Raw genomic sequence first — 23,382 nt, 5'->3', positions numbered from 1 at the left:
TGTATCTTATCGAAATTCTACATCAAACCACAACTATCGTGGATTGCTTCCTATTCTGCTATACGTTGTATCTTATCGAAATTCTACATCAAACCACAACGTTGGAGGCCTATTCGGCATGATCGGAGCGGTTGTATCTTATCGAAATTCTACATCAAACCACAACGTTCTCGTAAACGCAGTTTCCCCTGTTTTGGTTGTATCTTATCGAAATTCTACATCAAACCACAACTTGTACGAAATGTTTAGTTTGTAGGTTGTAGTTGTATCTTATCGAAATTCTACATCAAACCACAACGCCGGACGCACGCGTAAAAGCTGTGCCGTTGTTGTATCTTATCGAAATTCTACATCAAACCACAACTACAGATCGCGCTGCCGTTAAGAACGGCCGGTTGTATCTTATCGAAATTCTACATCAAACCACAACAAACGAAGCAGCCACAACATCGGACAATTAGTTGTATCTTATCGAAATTCTACATCAAACCACAACTAAAGTTTTTTTTATATATTTGTGGTGTAAGAATTCTACATCTTATCACAATAAGGCTATATGCCGAAGGTTTTCAACCTATTGTCTCCGCGTACTCCGTGGAGACTTTTTTTATATTTCGTGAATAATTTAAAAACCGTCGGTTGCTATTGCGGAGTGTGCCGGCGCTGTGGCTTTTTGCCTTCGGGAGTTCATGGTGCCGAAAACAGAAGGTCGCATGTCGGACCGTCCGCCACTCGCCGTGCGACGCACCGACATGAAGCATCCCCAATTGCAGCGTTCATCAAGGGCATATCGTTGGAATATGCAGGAATACTTTATATCGAGACTCTGAAACCGGGAAAACACGCGAATGGAAATTCAGCGACGCCTTCTGTTCCCGGGCGCATTCGCGCACGAGGCTCTGCCGCGGGCGGACGATGACGAACCGGATAAAAAGCGCACCCCGAAATCCTTTTCCGGATTTTCGGGGTGCGCTTCATTCGGGCGGGCGGCTGTCCGGCGCGTTATCGGGCGGGATGTTCCGGGCGTTTGCTGAAAATGGCCTTGATCCGGTCCATGTCGAACTTGGCCGAGCGGTCGTAGCAATAGATGCCGTTCTGTTCCTGTTCCACGTCCGTGAGCTGGGTGTAGCAATAGCCCCACACCTGTCCGGAGAGCGAGAGCAGCGCGTCTACCTGGCCTTCGAGCCGCGTGTAGAACTCTTCGAGCGTACGGGGCGCCTGTCCGTAACCCCACGATTCGGTCTGGGAATCCGTGGCCTGCTTCTCCTGGTCCTTCACCCATTTGATGCCGCCGAATTCATCGACCAGGTAGGGGCACGAGCCATCGTACTGCGGCCAGGCGTAGTTTGCGGTCGCCTTCACCTCGTTGAATCCGATGTTGCGCGTCTGGTCGCGGGTCGTCCGCAGGCGGGGATGGAAGAACGTGCCGTCGCTGAAGATTTTCTCTTTCAGTTTGGCCGGGTTCTGCTCGTAATTGTGGACGGCCCAGATGTCGGTCCTGACGACGGCGCCGCCGCTGACGGTGTTGACGGGGCGCGTCGGGTCGAGGCGCCCCGTCAGGTCGTAGACGTCGGAGGCGAAGCGCGGGAACTGCGTGTTGTCGGGCCACCACTCCTCGTTCATCGGCGTCCACGTCAGCAGCGAGGGGTGGTTCCGGTCGCGGACCACGCATTCGGCCCACTCGGAGAGGAAGTTGCGGGCCGTTTCCACGTCGTTGGCATCCATTCCCCAGCTGGGGCTTTCGCCCCAGGTGATGTAGCCGAGTCTGTCGGCCCAGTAATAGTAGCGTTCCTCGAAAACCTTCTGATGCAGGCGTGCGCCGTTGAACCCGGCGGCCAGTCCCAGCTCGATGTCGCGGCGCAGGGCGTCGTCCGACGGGGCGGTCCAGATACCGTCGGGGTAGAAACCCTGGTCGAGCACCAGCCGCTGGTAATAGGGTTCGTTGTTGAGGTAGATTTTGTTGCCTTCGATGTGGACCTTGCGCATCCCGACATAGGATTTCACGGCGTCGAGCACCTGGCCGTCGGGGGCGACCACCTCGTAGGTCAGGTCGTAGAGGAACGGGTCTTCGGGACTCCAGAGCCGGGCCTTTTTGACCGGGATGACGACGACGCTGCTGTTCGACGCCCGGACCTGCCGCGTGCCGACGACCTTGCCGCCGTCCCGAAGGGTCACCCGGAGCGTGTTCGGGCTTTCCCGGAAGAACTGCGGGGCGACGATCAGCTGCTGCTGGTCGATGTCGGTCGTCATTTGGACGCGTGCGAGGGCCTCGGGAGCCACGGCCTCCATCCACACCGTCTGCCAGATGCCTGTCGTGCGGGTGTAGTCGCAACTGTGCGAGGCGTATTGCAGCGACTGTTTGCCGGCAGTCTGTTTGCCGCTGCGCAGGTCGCTCGTGGCGAAGACGACCAGACTGTGGCTGCCGCCCGGCTTCACGAATGCGGTGATGTCGTAGGAGAACGACGTGCTGCCTCCGAAGTGGCGTCCGACGAAGCGGCCGTCGACATACACCTCGGAGGTGTAGTACACGGCTCCGAAGTTGAGCATCACGTTGCGTCCCGACCAGTCTGCCGGAATGTCGATCGTACGCTGGTACCAGATGCGGCCTATGAAGTCCGTGTGGCCGACGCCCGAGAGCTTGCTCTCCGGGGCGAACGGCACGATGATTTTGCCGTCGAATCCCTTCGAGCCGGCGTAGCCGCGTTCCAGGCCGCTTGCGCCGAAATCGAACGTGTAGGTCCATTCGCCGTTCAGGTTGATCCAGTCCGTCCGCTCGAACTGCGGGCGGGGATATTCCGGGCGGGGGATCTGCGAAAACAGACACGCGGCCTGAAGCAGGAAAAAGAGGGTGATTGCGGTTTTCTTCATGGTTGTTTTTGGTTGGTTTGCTTGTTTTCGGGGTGGTTATTCCGGTGCGATGTCGAACCGGCCGGGCGGCTCCGTGCGCTGCGCCCCGGCGAGCGGCGGCAGCATGCCGCAAGGGAGCAGCAGCAGGATGTGCGCATGTTTCATGGCTTCGTCTATGGGTTTGCTGTGCCGAAGTTACGAAACTTTTTCGGAATACGGAGCGGGTCAGAGGTTAATTTTGCAGGGGAACAGGCTGAAGACCCGAAAAAAATAGACTATATTCGTACGATCAAAACTGCCCGACTGATAGGAAAAAGAGACTCTTGCACTGTTGGGGACCCTGCACCTTCGTCGGAGCGCAGGTCCCGTGGCCGACGCTTTTCAACGGCCGGAACCTGAAAGGCTGGAAGACGGTCGGCGGGACGGAATCGTTTTTGTGTTATATTTACGGATAAAACGAATGCGGTTATGGAACGGGAGAACGTCTTTTATATCAAAAACATGGTTTGCAACCGCTGCATTCTGGTCGTCACCCGGCTGCTCGAAAAAGCGGGGTTCACGCCCCTCGATGTCGGACTGGGAACGGTCGTCGTGCAGGAGAAGCCCGGCCGGGAGCAGCGGGAGGCGTTCCGCAAACTGCTCGAAGCCTACGGGTTCGAACTGATCGACGACAGCCGGATGCGCCTCATCGAGCAGATCCGGACGGCCGTGATCGAATTGGTGCATTACAGCGAAGATGCCTCGAAAGTCAACCTGTCGGATTACCTGCGCGAACGCTGCCACCGTGATTACAGTGCGTTGAGCAAGCTCTTTTCGGAGGTCAACGGCATCAGCATCGAGAAATACTTCCTCGCCCAGCGGATCGAGCGGGTCAAGGAACTGCTGGCCTACGGCGACCTGACCGTCAGCGAGATCGCCGACAAACTCCGTTATTCGAGCGTGGCGCACCTCAGCGCCCAGTTCCGCGCCCAGACCGGGATGTCGCCCACTGAATTCCGCCGGCTGAAAGGACGCGGCCTGAAACCGCTGGATGAAGTGTAGGTATAAATCATATCCATAATTCTGTAACACCCGGAGCGTGTCGGGACCTTACCTTTGTTCCCATGGAAAAGAGTAAGATCATCACGAATACGTTCCCGGTCGCAGGCATGAGCTGCGCTTCGTGCGCAGTCCGGGTCGATAAGGCGCTCAACGGCCTGCCGGGCGTCGAGTCTGCGCATGTGAACTACGCTTCCGCTACGGCGCGGGTGGACTACCGTTCGGGGGAGTGCTCTCCCGGGACGCTGAAGCGGGCCGTGCAGGCGGCCGGTTACGACCTGCTGACCGACGCGGAAGGCCCGGCGGAGGACGAGGCGGCGCACGTTCGTGCGGCGCATTACCGGGCGCTCAAACGGCGGACTCTTTGGGCGGCGGGGCTTTGTCTTCCGATTGTGGCCGGAGGCATGCTGTTCATGGACGCTCCGGCCGTGAAATACGCCGTGTGGGCGCTCTCCACCCCGGTCGTTTTCGGACTGGGACGGGAGTTCTTCGTCAACGCCTGGAAACAGCTCCGCCACGGGGCGGCCAACATGGATACGCTGGTTGCCGTCAGTACCGGAATCGCCTATCTGTTCAGCCTTTTCAACCTGTTTTTCCCGGAATTCTGGCTGTCGAGGGGCATCGAGCCGCACGTCTATTTCGAGTCGGCGGCCGTCATCGTCGCCTTCATCCTGCTGGGGCGGCTGCTTGAGGAGCGGGCGAAGCGCGGCACGACGACGGCCATCGCGAAACTGATGGGCCTGCAACCGAAAACCGTCACGGTGATCACCCCTTCGGGCGAACGCTCCGTGCCCGTTGCGGAGCTTCGCGCCGGGGATCTGGTCGCCGTGCATCCCGGCGAACGCATCGCCGTGGACGGCACGGTGGCCGAAGGCGCGTCGTATGTCGACGAGAGCATGCTCAGCGGGGAACCGCTCCCCGTCTGCAAACAGGAGGGTGCGGCGGTGTTCGCCGGAACGATGAATGGCAACGGTGCGTTCCGTTTCCGGGCCGACAGGGTGGGGCAGGACACGGTGCTGGCCCGGATCATCCGCATGGTGCGGGATGCGCAGGGCAGCAAGGCCCCCGTGCAGCGGACCGTCGACCGGATCGCCGGCGTTTTCGTTCCCGCCATCATCGTCCTCGCCGTGCTGACCTTCGCGGCGTGGATGCTTTTCGCTCCGGAGGAGGGCTTCACCCGCGGGCTGCTGGCGCTGGTGACCGTGCTGATCATCGCGTGCCCCTGTGCGCTGGGTCTGGCGACGCCCACGGCCCTCATGGTCGGGATCGGCAAGGGCGCCGGACAGGGCATCCTCGTCAAGGACGCTGCGAGCCTGGAGGTGGCCCGGAAGGTCGACACCGTGGTGCTGGACAAGACCGGAACGCTCACCGAAGGCCGTCCGTCGGTCGTGGACGCTGCGTGGGCCGAAGGGCCGGAGACGGCGCGGCGGATTCTGTTCAGCCTTGAAAAACGCTCGGGGCATCCGCTTTCGCAGGCCGTCGTCGAATCGCTCGGCGGGGAGCGGGACGTTCCCGTGACCGGGTTCGAAAGCATTCCCGGACAGGGTGTCCGGGGCGTCGCGGAGGGGCGGACCTGGTATGCCGGGAACGACGCGCTGCTGTCCCGCCACGGCATCGTGCCCGACGCCCGCCTGCAACGGCTGGCCGAAGGGTGGATGCAGGAGGCGAAGACCGTGGTTTGGTTCGCCGACGAGGAGCGGACGCGCGCCGTGCTCGCCCTTGCCGATGCGCTGAAACCCTCGTCGGCCGGGGCCGTCGCCCGGCTGCACGCGCTGGGAATCACGGTCTGGATGCTGACGGGCGACAACGCCGGTTCGGCGCGCGAAACGGCCCGGAAAGCCGGGATCACCCGTTTCCGGGCGGGCGTCCTGCCGCACGAAAAGGCCGGATTCGTCCGGCAGTTGCAGTCCGAAGGCCGGACGGTGGCCATGGCCGGCGACGGGATCAACGACAGCGCGGCTCTCGCGCAGGCCGATTTGAGCGTCGCCATGGGGCGGGGGAGCGACATTGCGATGGATACCGCGATGGTGACGATCCTCTCGTCGGACCTCCGGAAAATCCCGGAGATGATCCGGCTGTCGCAGCTCACCGTGCGGACGATTCGCCAGAACCTCTTCTGGGCCTTCATTTACAACCTCGTCGCCATTCCCGTAGCGGCCGGGGCGCTCTATCCCCTCTGGGGGTTTCTGCTCGACCCGATGATCGGCGGGGCGGCCATGGCCTTGAGCAGCGTGAGCGTCGTGGCCAACAGCTTGCGGCTGAAACGCCGGCGGATCGGCGATGAGTGTGAACATGACGAACCGGTTGAAACCGAAGAAAAGATGAAAAAGGAATTTATCGTGGACGGCATGACGTGCAATCATTGCCGGATGCATGTGGAACATGCGCTGAACGCCCTCGACGGCGTGAAGGCGGTCGTGACGCTGGACCCTCCGGTGGCCGCCGTGGAGTACTCCGGGCCGGAAGTCGGCCTCGGGGAGTTGCAGAAGGCCGTTACGGAGCGGGCCGGGGAGTATACCCTGCGGGCGCGGTGACGGCGGACGCCCCTGCGCAGGCGGGGCGTTTTTTTCGTGCCGCGCCGCATCTTTCCGGCGAATGTCCGGCGGAAAATGCGTTTTAGCATTAACTTTGCTGTCGGATCGTGTAAAGTATGCTGATGGAGACTCTTTCCCGTTGGATCGGCGGCGTGAACGACGTGCTGTGGACCTATGTGCTGGTCGCGGCGCTCTTGGGGTGTGCCGTGTGGTTCACCCTGCGCACGCGGGGCGTGCAGTTCCGCCTGCTGGGCGAGATGATGCGCGTGCTGGGCGAGTCGGCCGGAAGCGGCCCGAAGGGCGAGCGGCACGTCTCGTCGTTCCAGGCTTTCGCCGTGTCGCTGGCCAGCCGCGTCGGCACGGGGAATCTCGCGGGCGTCGCCACGGCCATCGTCGTCGGGGGACCCGGCGCGGTCTTCTGGATGTGGGTCATCGCCCTTGTGGGCGCCGCGAGCGCTTTCGTCGAGTCGACCCTCGCACAGCTTTACAAACGCCGCGGCAGGGACTCTTTCATCGGCGGTCCGGCCTACTACATGGAACGCGGCCTCGGGCGGAGGTGGATGGGCGTGCTGTTCGCCGTGCTGATCTCCGTGACCTTCGGATTCGCCTTCAACTCGGTGCAGAGCAACACGATCTGCGCCGCGTGGGAGGGAGCTTTCGGCGCCGATCATGTGTGGGTGGGCGTCGTGCTCACGGCGCTGACGCTGCTCATCATCTTCGGAGGCATACGGCGCATTGCGCGTGTCAGCGGCGTGATCGTCCCGATTATGGCGCTGGGGTACATCGTGCTGGCGCTGGGCGTCGTGCTGTTCAACCTCGGGCGGCTGCCCGAAGTGCTGGAACTGATCGTCGCCGACGCTTTCGGCTGGGAGCAGACGCTGGGCGGCGCGGTCGGCGCGGCGTTGATGCAGGGCATCAAGCGGGGACTTTTCAGCAACGAGGCCGGTATGGGTTCGGCCCCGAACGTCGCCGCCACGGCCCACGTTTCGCACCCCGTGAAGCAGGGACTTATCCAGACCCTCGGGGTCTTCACCGATACGCTCGTCATCTGCACCTGCACGGCCTTCATCATCCTGTTCGGGGGCGTTCCCGACGCTTCGCTCAACGGCATTCAGCTGACGCAGGCGGCTCTGGAGAGCGAGATCGGTCCCGCGGGCGGGGTGTTCGTCGCCGTGGCGATCTTCCTGTTCGCCTTTTCGTCGATTATCGGCAATTATTACTACGGCGAAGCCAACATCCGCTTCATCACTCCGCGGCCGTGGGCGCTGACGCTCTACCGGATGCTGGTCGGCGCGATGGTGCTCTTCGGATCCTTGGCGACGCTCGATCTGGCATGGAGCCTGGCCGATGTGACGATGGCGCTGATGACGCTGTGCAATCTGGCGGCGATCGTGCTGCTGGGCCGTCAGGCCTTCCTGCTGCTGGCCGACTACACGGCCCAGAAGCGGCAGGGCATCAAAAATCCGGTCTTCACGAAAGACCGGATTCCCGAATTGAAAGACAAGGCCGAGTGCTGGTAGCGCATTACTCCACCAGCCGGCGCGTCACGCTCCACCGCTGCATCAGCCGCACCACCGCCCAGCTCACGGCGAAGGCCCCGCAGGCGATCAGCGCGATGCGCGCCAGCGCGGGAAGTCCCGGAATCCGCTGCACGAGGTCGTAGCCGGCCTGAACGAAGATGAAGTGGCAGAGGTAGATGCCGAACGTCGCGCCCGCCAGCCGCGAGAGCCATGCGCGGGGCCGTGCGGCGGCCTTCTGCACGAGGATGAAGACCGGGGCGGTCATCATAAAGACGTTGATGCCGGCGAAATACCAGACGATTTCGAGGTAGGCGTAGTTGCCCGGAAAATGTTTCTGCATCACCACGTAACCCAGCCCCGTGGCGAGGTATCCGGCGAGGAAGGTCGGGATGCAGATGCCCAATGTCTTGCGCCAGTTCCATGCGGGCGGGAATTTCACGAGGTAGAAGGCCAGTACGAGGTAACCGGCGAAGCCCGAGACGTAGTGGAACGTGCCGAACTCGTTCCAGTCGCAGACGCCGTAAAGCCCCGTGTTGCCGTAATTGCCCGTGTAGCCGAGCGCCGGGGCCAGCATCTTCACGTAGGGCAGCAGCAGCGTCACGCCCCAGATCGCGAGGACGCTCTGCAACTCGCGCCGCGAGGCCCGTTCGAGCCACGGGCTGATCAGCGGCATGATCAGATAAAGTCCTATCAGCATATAGAGATACCAGAGCGGCGTGGTGTCGTAGCAGAAGTTGAAGACGAAGGTCCACATCTTGTGCAGCGTCGCTTCGCCGGTGAACAGCGCGGGGTCGATCGACGGACTGGAGGTCCCGACGTAGCGCATATACAGGTAGTAGAGCACGGGCAGCGTCAGCGACCAGAAGACCAGCGCCAGGAGGACGCGGCCGATCCGCTTGCGGTAGAAAGCCCCCGTTCCGGTCCGCACGGGCAGCAGCAGCACGCCCGACATCATCACGAACAGCGGCACGCAGGCCCGGACGAAACTGCCTGCCAACGCTCCTTGCAGGAAGGTGGCGCGGTCGCTGTCGAACACGGCGACGAAGGCGTCGCAGCTGTGGGAGAAGACCACCAGAAAGCAGGCGATCACGCGCAGGAGGTCCACCCAGCCGATGCGTTCGCGGGCCGGGACGTTCAGGTCGGGAAGTCGGTTCTTCATTGTCGCAGAAATGGATTTCCGGCGAAGGTACGAAAAAAATCCGGGACCGCCGTGCGTTTTCGCCGCGGCGTCCCGGATTTTTGGTTGTCCGCACTCCCTCCGGCGGACGTCCCCTTCGGGTCAGTTGACCACCACCGTCGGGAAGTATTCGCGCAGCAGGGCCGCGGCGCGGTCGAGCTGTTCGGGGGTGTTCTCCCGCACGTCGCGGAGTTTGTACTCCAGCCCCATCGCCTCGTACTTATGCACTCCGAGGGTGTGGTAGGGGAGCAGTTCGACCCGCTCGACCGACTTGTAGCCGCCGAGGCGTTCGCCCAGCGCACGGATGTCGGCTTCGGCGTCGCTGATGCCCGGAACCAGCACGTAGCGTAGCCAGAAGGGTTTTCCGTGGGCTTCGAGCCAGGCGGCCGTGCGGAGCGTCTGCGCGTTTTCGCGTCCGGTGAGGGCGCGGTGGCGTTCGGAATCGGCCTGCTTCACGTCCAGCAGCACCAGGTCGACCAGCCCCAGCAGCTCCTCGACGGCCGGGTTCCACACCCCGCCGTTCGAGTCGATGCAGACGTGGATGCCGGCCTCCTTCAACGACTTTACGAGCGGAACGAGTTCCGCGGCCTGGAAGGTGGGTTCCCCGCCCGAGAAGGTCACGCCGCCGCGCCGCCCGAAGAAGGGCTTCTGGTCGACGGCCATGCGCAGGATCTCCGCAGGGTCGGTCAATGTGCCCGCTCCGGCCTCGATCGTGTCGGGGTTGGCGCAGTAGAGACAGCGGAAATTGCAGCCTTGGAGGAAAACGACGAGCCGGAGTCCCGGCCCGTCGAATGTTCCCATGGATTCGTAAGAATGTACACGAAGCATGATTGTTCCTTGTTTTTGAATAAGGGGGGTCGGGCGCAAACCGGGTTCCGGTATGCAAATCCTGCGCCCGCCCCTAAAAGCGGCTTTTCAAGCCGTTACATCCTTTCGTGGAAGCTGCGGCTGATGACTTCGAGCTGGTGTTCGCGGCTCAACTTGGTGAAGTTCACGGCGTAGCCCGAGACGCGGATCGTCAGCTGCGGATATTTCTCGGGGTGCTCCATGGCGTCTTCGAGCATCTCGCGGTTCAGTACGTTGACGTTCAGGTGGTGTGCACCCTTGGTGAAATAGCCGTCGAGCATCGTCACGAGGTTCTCGATACGCTCTCCGGCCGTCGGGCCGAGCGATTTGGGCACGATCGAGAAGGTGTTCGAAATACCGTCCTGCGAGTCGCGGTAACGCATCTTGGCCACCGAGGCGAGCGAAGCGATGGCGCCGCTCTTGTCGCGGCCGTGCATCGGGTTGGCTCCCGGAGCGAAGGCCACGCCCTTGAGGCGTCCGTCGGGCGTTGCGCCGGTCTTCTTGCCGTACATCACGTTCGAGGTGATCGTCAGCAGCGACAGCGTCGGTCGGGCGTTCTTGTAGACGGGCAGCTTCTTCAGCTCCTCGCTGAAGTAGTAGACGAGGTCCACGCCCAGATGGTCGACACGGTCGTCGTTGTTGCCGTAGCAGGGAAATTCACCCTCGATGTCGAAGGCTTCGGTGAGACCCTCGGCGTTGCGGCGGGGCGTCACGCGGGCGTATTTGATGGCCGAGAGCGAGTCGAGGGCGATCGAGAGACCGGCCACGCCGTAGGCGAGATTGATGCGGGGATCGGTGTCGACGAATGCCATCTGGGCCTTCTCGTAGTAGTACTTGTCGTGCATGTAGTGGATGATGTTCATGGCCTCGTTGTAGACGCGGGCGATCTCCTTGAGCACCATCTTGTAGTTGCGCATCACCTCCTCGAAGCGCAGCGGACCCTCCGACAGGGCCGGAATGCCCTTGACCATCAGCGTGCCGGTGTTCTCGCAGCGACCTTCGTTAATGGCCAGCAGCAGGGCCTTGGCCAGGTTGGTGCGGGCGCCGAAGAACTGGATCTGGCGGCCGATGTCCTGGAACGAGACGCAGCAGGCGATGCCGTAGTCGTCCGAGTGGCGCACTTCGCGCATCAGGTCGTCGTTCTCGTACTGGATCGAGCTGGTGTCGGCCGAAACCTTGGCGCAGAAGTCCTTGAATCCCTGCGGCAGCTCGGGGCTCCAGAGAATCGTGAGGTTCGGTTCGGGCGAAGGACCGAGGTTGTAGAGCGTTTGCAGGAAGCGGAACGAGGTCTTCGTCACCTTCGTGCGACCGTCGTTGAAGCGTCCGCCGATGGCCTCGGTCACCCACGTCGGGTCGCCGGCGAAGATGTCGTTGTAGGACTGCATGCGCAGGTGGCGCACCATGCGCAGCTTGATGACGAACTGGTCGATCAGCTCCTGGGCGAACGACTCGTCGATCGTCCCGTGCGCGAGGTCGTATTCGATGAAGATGTCGAGGAACGACGATACGTTGCCCAGCGACATGGCGGCTCCGTCCTGCTCCTTGACGGCGGCCAGGTAGGCCATGTAGACCCACTGCACGGCCTCCTGCGCCGAATGCGCCGGGCGGCTGAGGTCCAGTCCGTAGTATTCGCCCATCGTGCGGATGTCCTTCAGGGCCTTGATCTGCTCGGCGACCTCTTCGCGCAGGCGGATGCGGGCGTCGGTCATCGGGCCGGTGAGGTTGCGGAGGTCCTCCTGCTTGGCCTCGATCAGGCGGTCGGTTCCGTAGAGGGCCAGACGGCGGTAGTCGCCGATGATGCGGCCGCGGGCGTAGTTGTCGGGAAGACCCGTCAGGAAGCCCAGCGAGCGGAACGAGCGGATCTCCTCGGTGTAGACGTCGAACACGCCGTCGTTGTGCGTCTTGCGGTAGTGGGTGAAGATGTCCTTCACCTTCTCGTCGACCTCCACGCCGTTCTCCTTGCAGGCGCGCGATACGACGTTGATGCCGCCGAAGGGTTTGATGGCGCGCTTGAGCAGTTCGTCGGTTTGCAGGCCCACGATCAGCTCGTTTTCGCGGTCGATGTAGCCGGCCTTGTGCGAGGTGACGGTCGAAACGGTCTTGTTGTCCAGCGCGCGGACGCCGTTATGCTGACGCTCCTCTTCGAGGGCCTTGAGGCAGAGGTTCCAGATGTGCTTCGTTCGCTCGGTAGGTCCTGCGAGGAACGAGGCGTCGCCCAGGTAGGGGGTGATGTTTGTCTGTACGAAGCTCGTCACGTTGATCTCTTTGCTCCAAAGCCCGTCGATAAAGGTTTTGTTCAGTTCCATAGATGATATTGTTCGTTTTGAGATGATAATTGTCCTATTTCGGTCGGCAAAGATACGTTATTTTTTTCACACCGGCCAAAGAGCGGTTACAATTTTTTATAAAAATTTAAAAAATACCTACGATCAGGTATTGACGGCGCCTTCCGGGACATGCAATAGTTACAGGAAGGCGTTGCGGCGTTTGTGGCCCTGCTTTTGCAGGGGCGGGAGTGTATAAATACGAAAAACGATGAAAAGATTCTGGATTGCCCTGCTGGGTGCGGGGCTTTTTGCGACGGCGGCGTTCGCCGGCGGTGACGAAGTTCCGGTCAGGATGCACGAACTGCCCGATGCGGCGAAGACGTTGGTGAAAAAGTATTTTCACGACATCGAGGTGGTTTCCGCCACGATGGAGAAGGGCGTGGCCCCGAGCTATGAGGTGAGGCTGGCCGACGGTACGAAGATCGACTTCGACACCCGCGGCGAGTGGACCGATGTCGAGCGGCCGGGGGGTGTCGTGCCGGACGGGCTGATTCCGCAGCCGATCCTGAAATTCGTGGCTGCGAACTATCCGGGGCGGCACGTCCGGGGTGTCGAACGCGACGGCCGCAACCATGAGATCACCCTCGACAACGGACTGGAACTGAAATTCAACCGCCGTTTCCGGCTGGTGGAGACCGATCACTGACGGCCGACGATTGGTGCGGCGGATTACGGCCCGGGGGTTTGAGTTGCGCATCCGGCCCCCGGGTCCCGCCGCTTTGTAAGGTGAAAGGTGTAAGATGAAAGGTGAATTTTTCATTTACAACCTTTCACCTTTGGCTTTGATAAAAAGCGTATCTTTGCAGCGTAAATCTCGATAACGATGGAAGAACTCTCGCTTACGACCCCCGCCCTGCTGTTTTCGGCCGTGTCGCTGATTCTGCTGGCCTACACCAACCGGTTTCTGTCCTATGCGCAATTGGTGCGCACGCTCAAGGAGCAGCATTTGCAGCACCCCTCGAAGGTGACGCGCGCGCAGATCGACAACCTCCGCCGGCGGCTCCACCTCACGCGCACGATGCAGTTGCTGGGCGTCACGAGCCTGTTCCTGTGCGTGGTGACGATGTTTCTGATCTACGTGGGGCTGATGCTGCTTTCGGCTTATGTCTTCGGTGCGGCGTTGCTGCTGCTGGTCGGTTCGCTGGGCGTTTCGATCTGGGAGATTCAGATCTCGGTCCGGGCGCTGGAGATTCACCTCAAGGATATGGAGAACCCGCTTGACAAGCGGGATTCGGAATAATTGTCCGGTCGTGTTCAAGCCGCCCTTTTTTAAGGGTGATTTAGCGAAGCGGCATCTTTTGACAAAAACGAAGATGCCGCGACGTCGCGTCACTGCATCTCCCACTAACCTACTTATGTAACCTAAAACCAACTTGTGAATCCGGTTCTCCGGTTTTCACAGTGCAAAGATACGGGTCCGTCGTTTCGCTGAAATGACGGACCCGTTGCATTTTCGTTACACGGCGCTTTTTGAAGCTCTCCTTTTCAAAGGAGGGTTTGGGTGGATTGTCTGCACGATGGCGTATCGGCATTATTTTTTGGCCTCCAGAAAATATTGCTGCGATTTGAGCAGGTTGCGCGACTGGAGCATCATCGTCTTCGTCTCGTTGAGGATCGTGAGGTAGAGCACCCCGGCGCGGGTGCTGCCCGACGGGACGTCGTTGATGCGCCGCAGCTGGCTCTTGATCGCCTCGACGATCGTGTCGAAGAGCTTGTCGCGCATTTCGAGCACCAGATCGAGGTCCGAGAAATCCTTCGTCGCCAGCATGTCGTTGATCTTGTCGAAAATCGCCTCCACCTGGTCGTTCACGCGCATCAGGTCGACGATCTGCTCCTTCGACATGCCCTCGTGGTTGTTGTCGATGTGTTCGAATGCCGGGCGCGTGATGTGGATCAGGGCCTTGGTCACCTCCGAGAGGTAGTCCGTGACCTGCACGTAGAAGTGCCCCGTGTCGATGTCGCACCGTTGCAGGCGGCGCAGCGTCGGCATGACGTTGTATTTGCGGATGCGGGCCTCCTCGAAAAGGCGGTTCGAGTCGCGAACCATCTCCTTGAGCACCTTGCGGTTCTCCTTGAAGACGGCTACCAGCGTGCGGTTGTAGATGCGCGTGACCTCCTGCATCGTCGTGCAGACCTCGCCGATGCAGGCGCACAGCACCTCGTCGGGGGTCTCGGCCGTTTCGAGCGGCAGCAGGGCCTTTTCGGCCTCCTCTTTCAGTCCGGGCGTCTTGAGGTGGCTGCGGACGAGCAGCCAGGCGCAGAGCGCCGTGAGGGCTGCCACGGCGATCCAGCCGCCCCACAGCAGCAGGGCCGTCACGGCCAGCGCGATGAGGAATCCTCCGAGCGCCGTGATGAACCACCCCGAGATGACGGCCATCACGCCCGTGATGCGGTAGACGGCGCTTTCGCGGCCCCACGAGCGGTCGGCGAGCGACGATCCCATGGCCACCATGAAGACCACGTAGGTCGTCGACAGCGGCAGTTTGTAGGAGGTGGCGATGGCGATCAGGATCGACGCGGCGGTGAGGTTGACCACGGCGCGGACCATGTCGTAGGGGGCCGACGAACGCTCCTCGGCAGGGAGCGGCTCGAAACGCCGGTCGATGGCCTTCTGAACCCGCGCCGGAATCAGCCCGGTCCACATCGTGTTCATCACCAGCGTCGCGCGCACCAGACTGCGCGAAATGAGGGTCGAACCGAAGCGTTCGTCGCCCTCGTGCTGCGAGGCGAGCGACAGTTCGGTCTCGGTGACGTGCTGCGACTTTTTCGAGAAGAACAACGTCAGCACCATGATCAGTCCCGAGACGCCCAGCAGCAGGAAGTTGGCCCGGGCGGGAGCTTCGAGCGCCCCCATCATCATCGTTTCGCTGCCCGCCTCGCCGGCGATGCGCCAGGCGTCGTAGCCGGCCAGCGGCACGCCGATGAAGTTCACCAGGTCGTTGCCCGCGAAGGCAAGGGCCAGCGAGAAGGTTCCCGACAGGATCGTGATGCGCATGATGTTGAGCCGCATGCGCTGGAAAATGTAGAGGAGGAGCGACGCCGCGGCCCAGAAGGCGAGGAGCGTCACGAGGACGTGGTCGCCGACGTAGGCCGAAACGGAGGTCGGGATCAGTCCCGAGCTTTTCAACCCCTTGAACAGCGCGAAATAGAGGATTCCGGCCAGCGAGATGCCGCACCAGACGGCTCCCCAGCGGCGGAAGACGGCGGCGTAGCGGAACGAGAAGATGAGGCGCGAAATGTACATGAAAAGCGTTCCGGCCACGAAGGCCAGCGCCACCGACAACAGGATCGCCGCGATGATGACCATGGCTTTGCCCGTGTTGATGAACTGCGAGAGGTCCTGCAAGGAGGTCCCCGGGTCGCCGGCGATGCGGAACAGGGCGGCGGCGACGGCGGCGCCCAGCAGACCGAAGACCATCGACACGGTGGTCGAGGTGGGCAGTCCCAGCGTGTTGTAGAGGTCCAGCAGCAGCACGTTGCCCAGCATCATGCCCAGAAACAGCATCATAATCTCCTGAAAGGAGAACTGTCCGGGGTAGAAGACGCCGCTGCGGGCGACCTCCATCATGCCGCTCGAGGTGAGCGTGCCGACCAGAATGCCGGCGGCTGCGACCCAGAGGATCACGCGGCGCGGTGCGACTTTCGAGCCGAGGGCCGAGTTGAGGAAGTTGACGGCGTCGTTGGCGACGCCCACGACGATGCCCATCACGGCCAGCAGGGCCAGGATGACGACGATTGCGGTGAATAGCGGGGACATGGATTATCCGTTTTCGTAATTGTTATGGTTCTTTACCGTTGCAAAGGTCCGAAACCGATGTTACAAAGGCGTTACAGGGGCGTTGCGGGGGAGTGAAAAAATATCGGGGAGCGGTAAAAAACCGATCCGGCCGCCTGTCCGGCCGCGTGCGACAACTGCAAGCGACAGGCGAGCGCAATCGCTTGCGAATTGCCGGGCCGCCACAGCAGTCAAGGCGTGTGTTTTTGCGCCTTAACTCCCCGCCGAGGCGGGGAGTCAGGGGTGGCTCCGATTCGTAACCGCAGCCAAAGGCTGCGAATGCGGCCGGGCGGGTTGTCGTGTAGCTGGAATTTGTTAACTGTGTTTCTTCAATGTGAAGACGAACTCCAGCCCGCCGCGTTCGCGTTCGCGGGCCGTGATCGTGCCGCCGTGGATCGCAACGGCGTTTTTGACGATCGCCAGCCCCAGTCCCGTGCCGCCCTGTTTGCGCGATCGGCCCTTGTCGATGCGGTAGAAGCGTTCGAAGATGTGCGGCAGGTGCTCCTCGCCGATGCCGATGCCGTTGTCGGCGAACGAGACCGTGCACTCTTCGGGGGTGTCGGAAAGCAGCCGGATGAAGATGTCGCGTCCGCCGGAATAGGCCGCGGCGTTGTCCGCAAGGTTGCGGAATATTGATGCCAGCAGCGACGGGCTGCCGACGATCTCGACCTGCTGCGGGAAGTCGATGTTCACCCGCAGCCGCTGGTCGGCGGGTTTCAGTTCCATGTCGGCCGTGACCTCGGCGATCAGGTCGTTCAGCACGACGCGCTCCTTCTGGATCAGCTGGCTCGCCTCGTCCATGCGCGTGATGGTCGAGATGTCGGCCAGCAGACGCCGCAGACGCTCGGTCTGTGCGGCGCTTTTTTTCAGGAAGTCCGTGCGTCTTTGCGCGTCGAGCGACGGGTTGGCCAGCAGTGTTTCCAGATAGCCCTGAATCGCTGCCACGGGGGTCTTCAGCTCGTGGTTGATGTTGTTGGTGAGCTGTTTCTTGATGCGTATTTTCTCCTGTTCCTCGTGCAGCGCGAGGGCGTGCTCGCGGTCGCGGTCGGCAGTGGTTTTTTGCAGACGGGCGTAGAGGCGGATGATGTGGCTCGATATTTCGCCCAGTTCGTCGTGAGGAAATGCCGGGAGGTCGTCGATCCGCTCGCTCCGCTCGGCCCGTTCGGCGAATTCGTTCAGCCGGGTGATGTTCTGGCCCAGGCGGCGCGTGGCGAAATAGCCCGCCACGCTCATCAGCAGCGTCACGCCCAGCATGAACCAGAGGAATTCGCGGTCGGCGGCCAGGATTTCACCCAGCGGCACGGAGTAGGGTACGGCCGAACGGACGATGTAGCGGTCGCCCCGCATGGCCGAGTAGAAATAGTTGCGGTCGGTGCTTTCGGAGTGGCGGCGGATGGTGTACCCCGTCCCGCGGGCCAGCGCCTCGGCGACCTCGGGGCGGTCAAGGTGGTTCGCGCCGGGCAGCGTGTCGAGCGAATTGTCGAAAACGACGTGTCCCGCCGGGTCGATCAGCGTCACGCGCACTCCTTCGCAGGGTGCGCCGGAGCGGGCGATGAAGGCGTCGGGGGGCGCGCCCGCATTCACGGCGTCGAGCATCCGCAGGTTGAAAAGCTGCAACTGCGCGTCGAGCCGCTCGGCCTTGAAGTGCTTTTCGCGCCCGTACTGGAAAAGGATGAAACACCCCACCAGCGTCCACGAAAAGACGAGCAGCAGCAGGAACAGCCGCCGGTGGTAGGAAAGTTTATGCTTCAAAGCCGTAGCCATAGCCCAGGCGCGTTACGATGTGTTCCCCGTAAGGTCCGACTTTACGGCGCAGGCGTGTGATGTTCACGTCGACCGTGCGGTCGAGGACGATCACCTCGTCGCTCCAGATGCGGCGCAGGATCTCCTCGCGTGAAAAGATCACGCCCCGGTTCGAGAGCAGCAGAGCCAGGATTTCGAACTCTTTCTTGGTGAGTTGCAGCTCCTTGCCGTCGAGCGTGCAGACTTTGCGCCGGAGGTCGATCTCCAGACCTTCGAAGCGGATGCTTTCGGATTCGGCGCGTGCGGCGGACGTGCGGCGCAGTACGCTGCGCACGCGGGCCAGCACTTCGCGGACCGAAAAGGGTTTGGTGATGTAGTCGTCGGCTCCGATGTTCAGCCCGGCCACCGTGTCGTCCTCGGAGTCCTTCGCGGTGCAGAAGATCACGGGGACCCGGGCCGTTTCGGGATCGGCTTTCAGGAGCTGCGCCATCCGAAAGCCGCTCATCTCGCCCATCATAACGTCCAGCAGGATCAGCGAATAGCGTTCGGGATGCATCCGGAGGGCCTGCTCGGCGCTGTATGCCACGTCGGCTTCGTAGCCTTCGACTTCGAGGTTGAATTGCAGGATTTCGCACAGCGACTCTTCATCGTCGACCACCAGGATTTTGTGTTTTGCCATAAATGCGGGTTTGAGTCCGCAGCAAATTTACGCATCATTCACCGATGTTGCATGCCCCCGGCATGACATTTAACCGAAATGTAATGTTGTCTCATGCGCTTTTGCGGTCAAGAAGCGCAGGGGGCTTTTGCCGGATGCCTGCAAAAACCCGAAAAGGCCCCCGGAGGCCGGGAGCCTTTCGTGTCGGGCGACGCGGGAGAGCCTATTTCCCCAGCACCTCCATCTGCTGGCGGATCGACTCCTCGTGGATGGCCTGCAGGACGGTGCGCATGAACTCGCGGTCCATGCCCATCTGCCCGGCCTGCCCGGCGCGGCGGGCCAGCAGCTCTTCGTAACGCTGCGTTTGCAGGACGGGCATGTTGTGCTCCTTTTTGTACTGTCCGATGTCGCGCGAGACGCGCATGCGGCGCGAGAGCAGCTCCAGCAGCTGGTCGTCGAGCTTGTCGATCTGCGAACGCAGTTCGGTGAGGCTCTCGGTGGTGATCGACTCGTCGCGGATCACCAGGTTGCGGATGATATAGGCCAGCGCCTCGGGGGTCACCTGCTGGGCCTTGTCGCTCCAGGCGCAGTCGGGCGAGCAGTGGGCTTCGATGATCAGTCCGTCGAACCCGAGGTCCATGGCCTGCTGCGACAGCGGGGCGATCAGCTCGCGCTTGCCTCCGATGTGGCTCGGGTCGCAGAAGATCGGCAGGCGGGGGAGACGGCGGTGCAGCTCGATGGGAATGGCCCACATCGGGTGGTTGCGGTAGAGGCTCTTGTCGATCGACGTGAACCCGCGGTGGATGGCCCCGATGCGGCGGATGCCGGCGTTGTAGATGCGCTCGATGGCGCCGATCCACAGCTCGAGGTCGGGGCTGACGGGGTTTTTCACCAGCACCGGGACGTCCGTTCCGCGCAGGGCGTCGGCGATCTCCTGCATGGCGAAGGGGTTGGCCGCCGTGCGTGCGCCGATCCACAGCAGGTCGACGCCGCCTTTCAGCGCCGTGGCGACGTGCTCGCGGGTGGCCACTTCGGTCGAGGTGTACATGCCCGTTTCGCGTTTCACGCGCTGGAGCCAGGCGATGCCCGCCTCTCCGACGCCTTCGAAGCCGCCGGGTTTGGTGCGGGGCTTCCAGAGTCCGGCGCGGCAGATGCGGATGCCTTCGGCTGCCAGCGAGCGGGCCGTGTCGAGGACCTGCTCTTCGGTTTCGGCGCTGCACGGGCCTGCGATTACCAGGGGGCGCCGGGGGTCGATTCCCGGGAGTGTGATGGGTTGAATGTCGTTCATGGTTGCGTTATTTTTGTTTGTTTTTTTAGTGTCTTTCCTTTTTCCGGCTGCTTGCGGTGCGCGGCGTTCCGGGGCGTCAGATCGCGGGGTTGGGGCATTCGGCGTATTCGCCGAGAATGCGGAAGTCGCTGGTGAGAGGCCGTGCGGCGTCGATGGCCTGCCGGTAACGCATCGGGTCGTCGAACGTCACGTCGACGTAGAAGCGGTATTCCCACTCGCGCCCGATGATGGGCAGCGACTGTATTTTGGTGAGGTTGATGTCGTAGAACGAGAGGACGGTGAGCACCTTGGAGAGGCTCCCCCGGGTGTGCGGAAGGGTGAAGAGCAGAGAGGCTTTGTCGGTGTGGGCGGGATCGGCGAATTCCGCGGCGCGGCGCTCGTCGGCGAGCAGGAGGAAGCGTGTGAAGTTGTGTTTGTTGGTCTCGATGCCCCGCCGGAGGATTTCGAGTCCGTAGAGACGGGCTGCGTCGGCGCCGCAGATGGCCGCCGTGCCTGCGAGGCGTCCCTCGGCGATTTCGCGCGCGCTGCCTGCGGTGTCGTCCCTTTCGACGATCTTCATGCCGGGGAGGGTTTTCAGGAAATCGCCGCACTGCATCAGGGCGATCGGGTGCGAGCGGACTTCGGCGATGTCGTCGGGCGTCTGCCCGGGGAGGGCCGCCAAGACGTGCGAGATGCGGAGTTTCTGTTCGCCGATGATCCGGGCGCGGCTCTGTTGCAGGAGCTCGTGGTTGGGCAGCAGGCTGCCGGCGATGGTGTTTTCGATGGCCGCGATGCCCAGCAGCGCCGGATCGGCGGCCATCCGGGCGAACAACTCGTCGAAACTCAAGCAGGGCAGCACCTCTATTTCCCGGTCTGCGAAATAGCCGCGCGCCGCCGTTTCGTGATAGCATCCTGCGATGCCCTGTATTGCGATTTGTTCCATAATGGTTTGAAAAAGAAAATCCCGCTCAACCGAGCGGGATTTTCGTGTCATATTAATCTATACTATCTGTATACAGTTAATTGCATGCGATCCCGCTTTTTCCCTTGCTATAAAAGAAAAAGTAATAAAAATAGTATGCAAAACCGTATGCTCTCATCATTCGATGGCTTTTATCGTTGGCAAATGTAGCGAAATAATCCGTAAAACCAAACGTCCGCCGTATTTTTTTTGCGAAAAAATCAGCCCTTGCGGTGCCGGAACCGCTTGCGCAACTGCTTGCGGCGGCCGAACGCCAGCCGGAAGAAGGTCCCGCGCAGCAGCGTGTCGTCGACATCCCATCCGCGCGTTTCGGCGTAGCGGTCGAGGATGTAGAGGAATGCCACGGCGGGGCAGGACAACCGCCGGAGGTTGATCATGCAGGCCCGGGAGGAAAGGGGCCGGTCGTCGAAATGCATGCGGTTGATGTCGATCAGCTGGAAGCGGTAGGCGCCCGCGGGGGTGCGGTCCCAGAGGATGTTGCCGTGGTTGAAGTCCCGGTGCTCGATGCCTTTCTCGTGGAGCTGCACGGTGAAGCGGGCGAAGGCCTCCAGCACGGGCAGGGTCCCCGCTGCGGGGAAGCGTGCGGTGGTCTGCGACAGCGGGGTGTAGTCGGAGCGCCGCGAGACGTAGTAGCTGTCGCAGAGCAGTCCGCGGCGGCGGTATTCGCTCCATGCGACGGGTTCGGGCGAATCGACGCCCAGCGCCCGGAGCCGCACGGCGTGTTCGTACGAGCGGCGGGCCTTGCTCCGGCGGAAGAAGGTGTAGATGACGGCCCGCAGCAGGTTCGGGCGCTTGAACCGTTTGACGACCAGCCGTTCTCCCTCCGCCTCGAAGGCTTTGATCGTGTTGCGTCCCGCGTGCAGGACCTCGCCTTCCCGGTCGAAGAGTTCGGGCAGGCGTTCCGCGAAGTCCCGCAGGTGTTCCGAGGCCGTATTGACGTGAATGTGCATTGCGGTGTTTTTTCTGTAGCAAAGGTACGCACCCGCGGCGTAAGGCGTTAGTCCTGTTTGATTGTTAAGTTGTTCTGAAACGGAAAAGAAAGGCGGATTTCATCGGGTGGCGTGCGGAGAACGCGCTCCTTTTCCCCGAAGGCCGGGTGCGGTTCCGGACGGGCATGAAACGAGCGGAACTTTTTCCGCTCGTTTTCGGGATTTATCTCATCCGGATGTGGAACGCTTTGGGGCGTGTCATCGTCTTCGTGGAGGTGCGGCCGAACGAGTCGGCGACTTCGATGCGGACGGTCGTCGCAGGTCCCGAGGCGCGGTAACGCCACATGTGGGGGTTGCAGGCCGTCTGGAACGGTCTGGTGCCGCGCATGTAGGTGATCTTGTGCAGCCGAAATCGTTGGGCGTGACCGGTCTCCGGGCGAAGCCCTCGGCCGCGGCGGCCGTCGCCAGCGACAGCGCGCAGCACCGGTTTTTCGGAAACGGGTTTCCGTGGGGCGCGTTATTTCGAAGAGGGGTCGAATACGAAGATGTTCTGGTAGTGTTTCGTATTGTCGGCGGTGATTCCGCGGGCCGTGTATCCCAGGTAGAGCTTGTCCTTGCAGACCTTGATGCCCTCGGCTTCGAGCGTCCCGAACACCGAAACGCCGATCTGGGTCAGTTTGTCCTTGTCCAACACGACGGCCACCTGCGTCCGCTCCTCGACGATGTTGCCCTCGAAGTCGAACACCGTGACGTAGGCGAACGAGCTGCCCGAGTAGAACGAGCCGAAGAGGTTGTAGTTCGACTGCCCCTCGGTGTAGTAGAGCCGGTTTTTGTGGACGTCGTAGCCCTGCCAGTCGTAGTAGGTGGCGCCGCTCGCGCCGTATCCCGTCTTGAGGAAGCGCGGCCGGGCGACGGGCGTCAGCGTCGTGAGGTCGTGGCAGCGCACCACCACGCTGACCGAGTTGGTCGAAGCGGGTCTGTCGGTCTGGAAGCCGTCGGTGCAGGTGATCGTTACGTTGGTCATCGGGGCCTTTTTCGCCTCGCTCAACTTGTAGATGACGAAACACCGGTAGGACGAATTTTTGCTGTCGCCGTAGTTGATCGTCAGCAGGTCGTTCTCCGCGTCGATCGAGGGGTGCAGGTCGGTGTAGTCGCCGATGTAATAGTAGTCGTTGCACTCGTTGGTCTTGACGGTGGCTCCCTTCACGTATTTGACGCGCCCCACCAGTTTTTCGTTCCAGTACTGGCCTTTGGCGTTGCAGACGCCGTAGGCTCCGGCCCACAGGTAACGGTCGGCGCCGTCCTCTTCGAGGGCGGTGTTCGTCCCGTGGCCGAAGTAGGTGAGTTTCATATAGTCCTTGTTCTCGGTCTGCACGTCCGGGGTCTTGTTGGGCTGCGCGCGGACCCAGTTCAGCTGCGCCTGGTTCGTGTTGGAGAGCTGCGTGTACCAGACCGAGCCGTCCGAGTCGAGGTTGAAGCCCTGCATCGCCGTGTTGTCCGGCAGGTAGGTGTTCCGGCTGAAGATGTTCGAGGCATCGAACCGGTCGATGCCCGTGGTCGACGATTTGTCGGGACCTTCGGGTTTGCCGGGACCGGGCGTTTCGCCGCCGTCTCCGTCGCCGCCGCAGGCGGTGCAGAGCGAGAGGCCCAGAATCGAAATAAGCGTGAATTTCAACAGTTTCATAGCATGTCGTTTTAGTTGCGGTAAATTAGGTATTGCCGCCCGAGGCGGCAATACC

Annotated in this window: 17 protein-coding genes and 1 CRISPR repeat array (1 of these 18 only partly in view); of the genes, 5 read left to right on the top strand and 12 right to left on the bottom strand. The window is 61.7% G+C overall.

Features of this window, described 5'->3' with window-relative positions; translation table 11 throughout:
• A CRISPR array of direct repeats spans window positions 1–496; the repeat unit is 36 nt; unit sequence GTTGTATCTTATCGAAATTCTACATCAAACCACAAC; it reaches 1,251 nt to the left of the window's first position.
• Between the two features lie 506 nt (window positions 497–1,002).
• Window positions 1,003–2,868 (bottom strand): glycoside hydrolase family 2 protein, encoded by a 1,866-nt coding sequence (locus tag DWW03_RS09240; protein ID WP_022062598.1) that lies wholly within the window; start codon window positions 2,866–2,868, stop codon window positions 1,003–1,005.
• Window positions 2,869–3,315: 447 nt separating this feature from the next.
• Here DWW03_RS09240 and DWW03_RS09235 point away from each other — a divergent pair, with 447 nt between their 5' ends.
• From DWW03_RS09235 to DWW03_RS09225, 3 genes are all read left to right on the top strand, one after another.
• The gene (locus DWW03_RS09235) at window positions 3,316–3,888 is read left to right on the top strand and encodes a helix-turn-helix domain-containing protein (RefSeq protein ID WP_015546478.1); all 573 of its coding nucleotides are present in this window, start codon (window positions 3,316–3,318) and stop codon (window positions 3,886–3,888) included.
• Window positions 3,889–3,950: 62 nt separating this feature from the next.
• Window positions 3,951–6,419, top strand: a complete 2,469-nt coding sequence (locus tag DWW03_RS09230) for a heavy metal translocating P-type ATPase (protein ID WP_022062599.1) — start codon at window positions 3,951–3,953, stop codon at window positions 6,417–6,419.
• Window positions 6,420–6,541: 122 nt separating this feature from the next.
• Window positions 6,542–7,939, top strand: a complete 1,398-nt coding sequence (locus DWW03_RS09225; protein ID WP_022062600.1) for an alanine/glycine:cation symporter family protein — start codon at window positions 6,542–6,544, stop codon at window positions 7,937–7,939.
• Between the two features lie 4 nt (window positions 7,940–7,943).
• On the opposite strand, the gene DWW03_RS09220 is transcribed toward DWW03_RS09225, so the two are convergent.
• From DWW03_RS09220 to pflB, 3 genes are all read right to left on the bottom strand, one after another.
• A complete protein-coding gene (locus DWW03_RS09220; RefSeq protein ID WP_022062601.1) occupies window positions 7,944–9,098 on the bottom strand; it encodes an acyltransferase in 1,155 nt (384 codons plus the stop codon).
• A 120-nt stretch (window positions 9,099–9,218) separates the two neighbouring features.
• Window positions 9,219–9,944: a pyruvate formate-lyase-activating protein gene (gene pflA / locus DWW03_RS09215; RefSeq protein ID WP_083810187.1), complete on the bottom strand. Its 726-nt coding sequence runs from the start codon at window positions 9,942–9,944 to the stop codon at window positions 9,219–9,221.
• A gap of 95 nt (window positions 9,945–10,039) precedes the next feature.
• Complete coding sequence (gene pflB, locus DWW03_RS09210) at window positions 10,040–12,268, bottom strand: formate C-acetyltransferase (RefSeq protein ID WP_015546473.1); 2,229 nt, start codon at window positions 12,266–12,268, stop codon at window positions 10,040–10,042.
• Between the two features lie 229 nt (window positions 12,269–12,497).
• On the opposite strand from pflB, the gene DWW03_RS09205 reads away from it, so the two are divergent.
• Both DWW03_RS09205 and DWW03_RS09200 read left to right on the top strand, forming a co-directional pair.
• Entirely contained in the window at window positions 12,498–12,935 is a 438-nt protein-coding gene (locus DWW03_RS09205) for a PepSY-like domain-containing protein (RefSeq protein WP_022062603.1), read from the top strand.
• 177 nt (window positions 12,936–13,112) lie between these two features.
• Window positions 13,113–13,529, top strand: a complete 417-nt coding sequence (locus DWW03_RS09200; protein WP_015546471.1) for a DUF2721 domain-containing protein — start codon at window positions 13,113–13,115, stop codon at window positions 13,527–13,529.
• Between the two features lie 291 nt (window positions 13,530–13,820).
• Here DWW03_RS09200 and DWW03_RS09195 read toward each other — a convergent pair whose 3' ends face one another.
• The 8 genes from DWW03_RS09195 to DWW03_RS09160 form a co-directional block, all read right to left on the bottom strand.
• Window positions 13,821–16,046, bottom strand: a complete 2,226-nt coding sequence (locus tag DWW03_RS09195; RefSeq protein WP_022062604.1) for an inorganic phosphate transporter — start codon at window positions 16,044–16,046, stop codon at window positions 13,821–13,823.
• Window positions 16,047–16,379: 333 nt separating this feature from the next.
• A complete protein-coding gene (locus DWW03_RS09190) occupies window positions 16,380–17,828 on the bottom strand; it encodes a sensor histidine kinase (protein WP_022062605.1) in 1,449 nt (482 codons plus the stop codon).
• Entirely contained in the window at window positions 17,806–18,486 is a 681-nt protein-coding gene (locus tag DWW03_RS09185) for a response regulator transcription factor (protein WP_022062606.1), read from the bottom strand. Before DWW03_RS09185 ends, DWW03_RS09190 begins: the two co-directional genes overlap by 23 nt.
• Window positions 18,487–18,688: 202 nt before the next feature.
• Entirely contained in the window at window positions 18,689–19,753 is a 1,065-nt protein-coding gene (locus tag DWW03_RS09180; protein ID WP_022062607.1) for a bifunctional 3-deoxy-7-phosphoheptulonate synthase/chorismate mutase type II, read from the bottom strand.
• Between the two features lie 76 nt (window positions 19,754–19,829).
• On the bottom strand, window positions 19,830–20,675 hold the full coding sequence (locus DWW03_RS09175; RefSeq protein WP_015546467.1) for a prephenate dehydratase: 846 nt from the start codon (window positions 20,673–20,675) through the stop codon (window positions 19,830–19,832).
• 239 nt (window positions 20,676–20,914) lie between these two features.
• Window positions 20,915–21,664, bottom strand: coding sequence for a lipopolysaccharide kinase InaA family protein (locus DWW03_RS09170; protein ID WP_022062608.1), 750 nt, complete (start codon window positions 21,662–21,664; stop codon window positions 20,915–20,917).
• 202 nt (window positions 21,665–21,866) lie between these two features.
• Window positions 21,867–22,127: a hypothetical protein gene (locus DWW03_RS09165; protein WP_022062609.1), complete on the bottom strand. Its 261-nt coding sequence runs from the start codon at window positions 22,125–22,127 to the stop codon at window positions 21,867–21,869.
• Window positions 22,128–22,160: 33 nt separating this feature from the next.
• Window positions 22,161–23,327, bottom strand: a complete 1,167-nt coding sequence (locus DWW03_RS09160; RefSeq protein ID WP_022062610.1) for a hypothetical protein — start codon at window positions 23,325–23,327, stop codon at window positions 22,161–22,163.
• Between the last annotated feature and the right edge of the window lie 55 nt (window positions 23,328–23,382).

The sequence above is a fragment of the Alistipes sp. AF14-19 genome, assembly GCF_003461645.1.
Lineage (GTDB): Bacteria > Bacteroidota > Bacteroidia > Bacteroidales > Rikenellaceae > Alistipes > Alistipes shahii.
The sequence above is the reverse complement of the archived record's forward strand: the minus strand, read 5'-3'. Positions and strand labels throughout refer to the sequence as shown.

Coding starts and splice junctions, on each gene's coding strand:
- DWW03_RS09240 (WP_022062598.1), bottom strand. CDS start 2,868: ATGAAGAAAACCGCAATCACCCTCTTTTTCCTGCTTCAGGCCGCGTGT.
- DWW03_RS09235 (WP_015546478.1), top strand. CDS start 3,316: ATGGAACGGGAGAACGTCTTTTATATCAAAAACATGGTTTGCAACCGC.
- DWW03_RS09230 (WP_022062599.1), top strand. CDS start 3,951: ATGGAAAAGAGTAAGATCATCACGAATACGTTCCCGGTCGCAGGCATG.
- DWW03_RS09225 (WP_022062600.1), top strand. CDS start 6,542: ATGGAGACTCTTTCCCGTTGGATCGGCGGCGTGAACGACGTGCTGTGG.
- DWW03_RS09220 (WP_022062601.1), bottom strand. CDS start 9,098: ATGAAGAACCGACTTCCCGACCTGAACGTCCCGGCCCGCGAACGCATC.
- pflA (WP_083810187.1), bottom strand. CDS start 9,944: ATGCTTCGTGTACATTCTTACGAATCCATGGGAACATTCGACGGGCCG.
- pflB (WP_015546473.1), bottom strand. CDS start 12,268: ATGGAACTGAACAAAACCTTTATCGACGGGCTTTGGAGCAAAGAGATC.
- DWW03_RS09205 (WP_022062603.1), top strand. CDS start 12,498: ATGAAAAGATTCTGGATTGCCCTGCTGGGTGCGGGGCTTTTTGCGACG.
- DWW03_RS09200 (WP_015546471.1), top strand. CDS start 13,113: ATGGAAGAACTCTCGCTTACGACCCCCGCCCTGCTGTTTTCGGCCGTG.
- DWW03_RS09195 (WP_022062604.1), bottom strand. CDS start 16,046: ATGTCCCCGCTATTCACCGCAATCGTCGTCATCCTGGCCCTGCTGGCC.
- DWW03_RS09190 (WP_022062605.1), bottom strand. CDS start 17,828: ATGGCTACGGCTTTGAAGCATAAACTTTCCTACCACCGGCGGCTGTTC.
- DWW03_RS09185 (WP_022062606.1), bottom strand. CDS start 18,486: ATGGCAAAACACAAAATCCTGGTGGTCGACGATGAAGAGTCGCTGTGC.
- DWW03_RS09180 (WP_022062607.1), bottom strand. CDS start 19,753: ATGAACGACATTCAACCCATCACACTCCCGGGAATCGACCCCCGGCGC.
- DWW03_RS09175 (WP_015546467.1), bottom strand. CDS start 20,675: ATGGAACAAATCGCAATACAGGGCATCGCAGGATGCTATCACGAAACG.
- DWW03_RS09170 (WP_022062608.1), bottom strand. CDS start 21,664: ATGCACATTCACGTCAATACGGCCTCGGAACACCTGCGGGACTTCGCG.
- DWW03_RS09160 (WP_022062610.1), bottom strand. CDS start 23,327: ATGAAACTGTTGAAATTCACGCTTATTTCGATTCTGGGCCTCTCGCTC.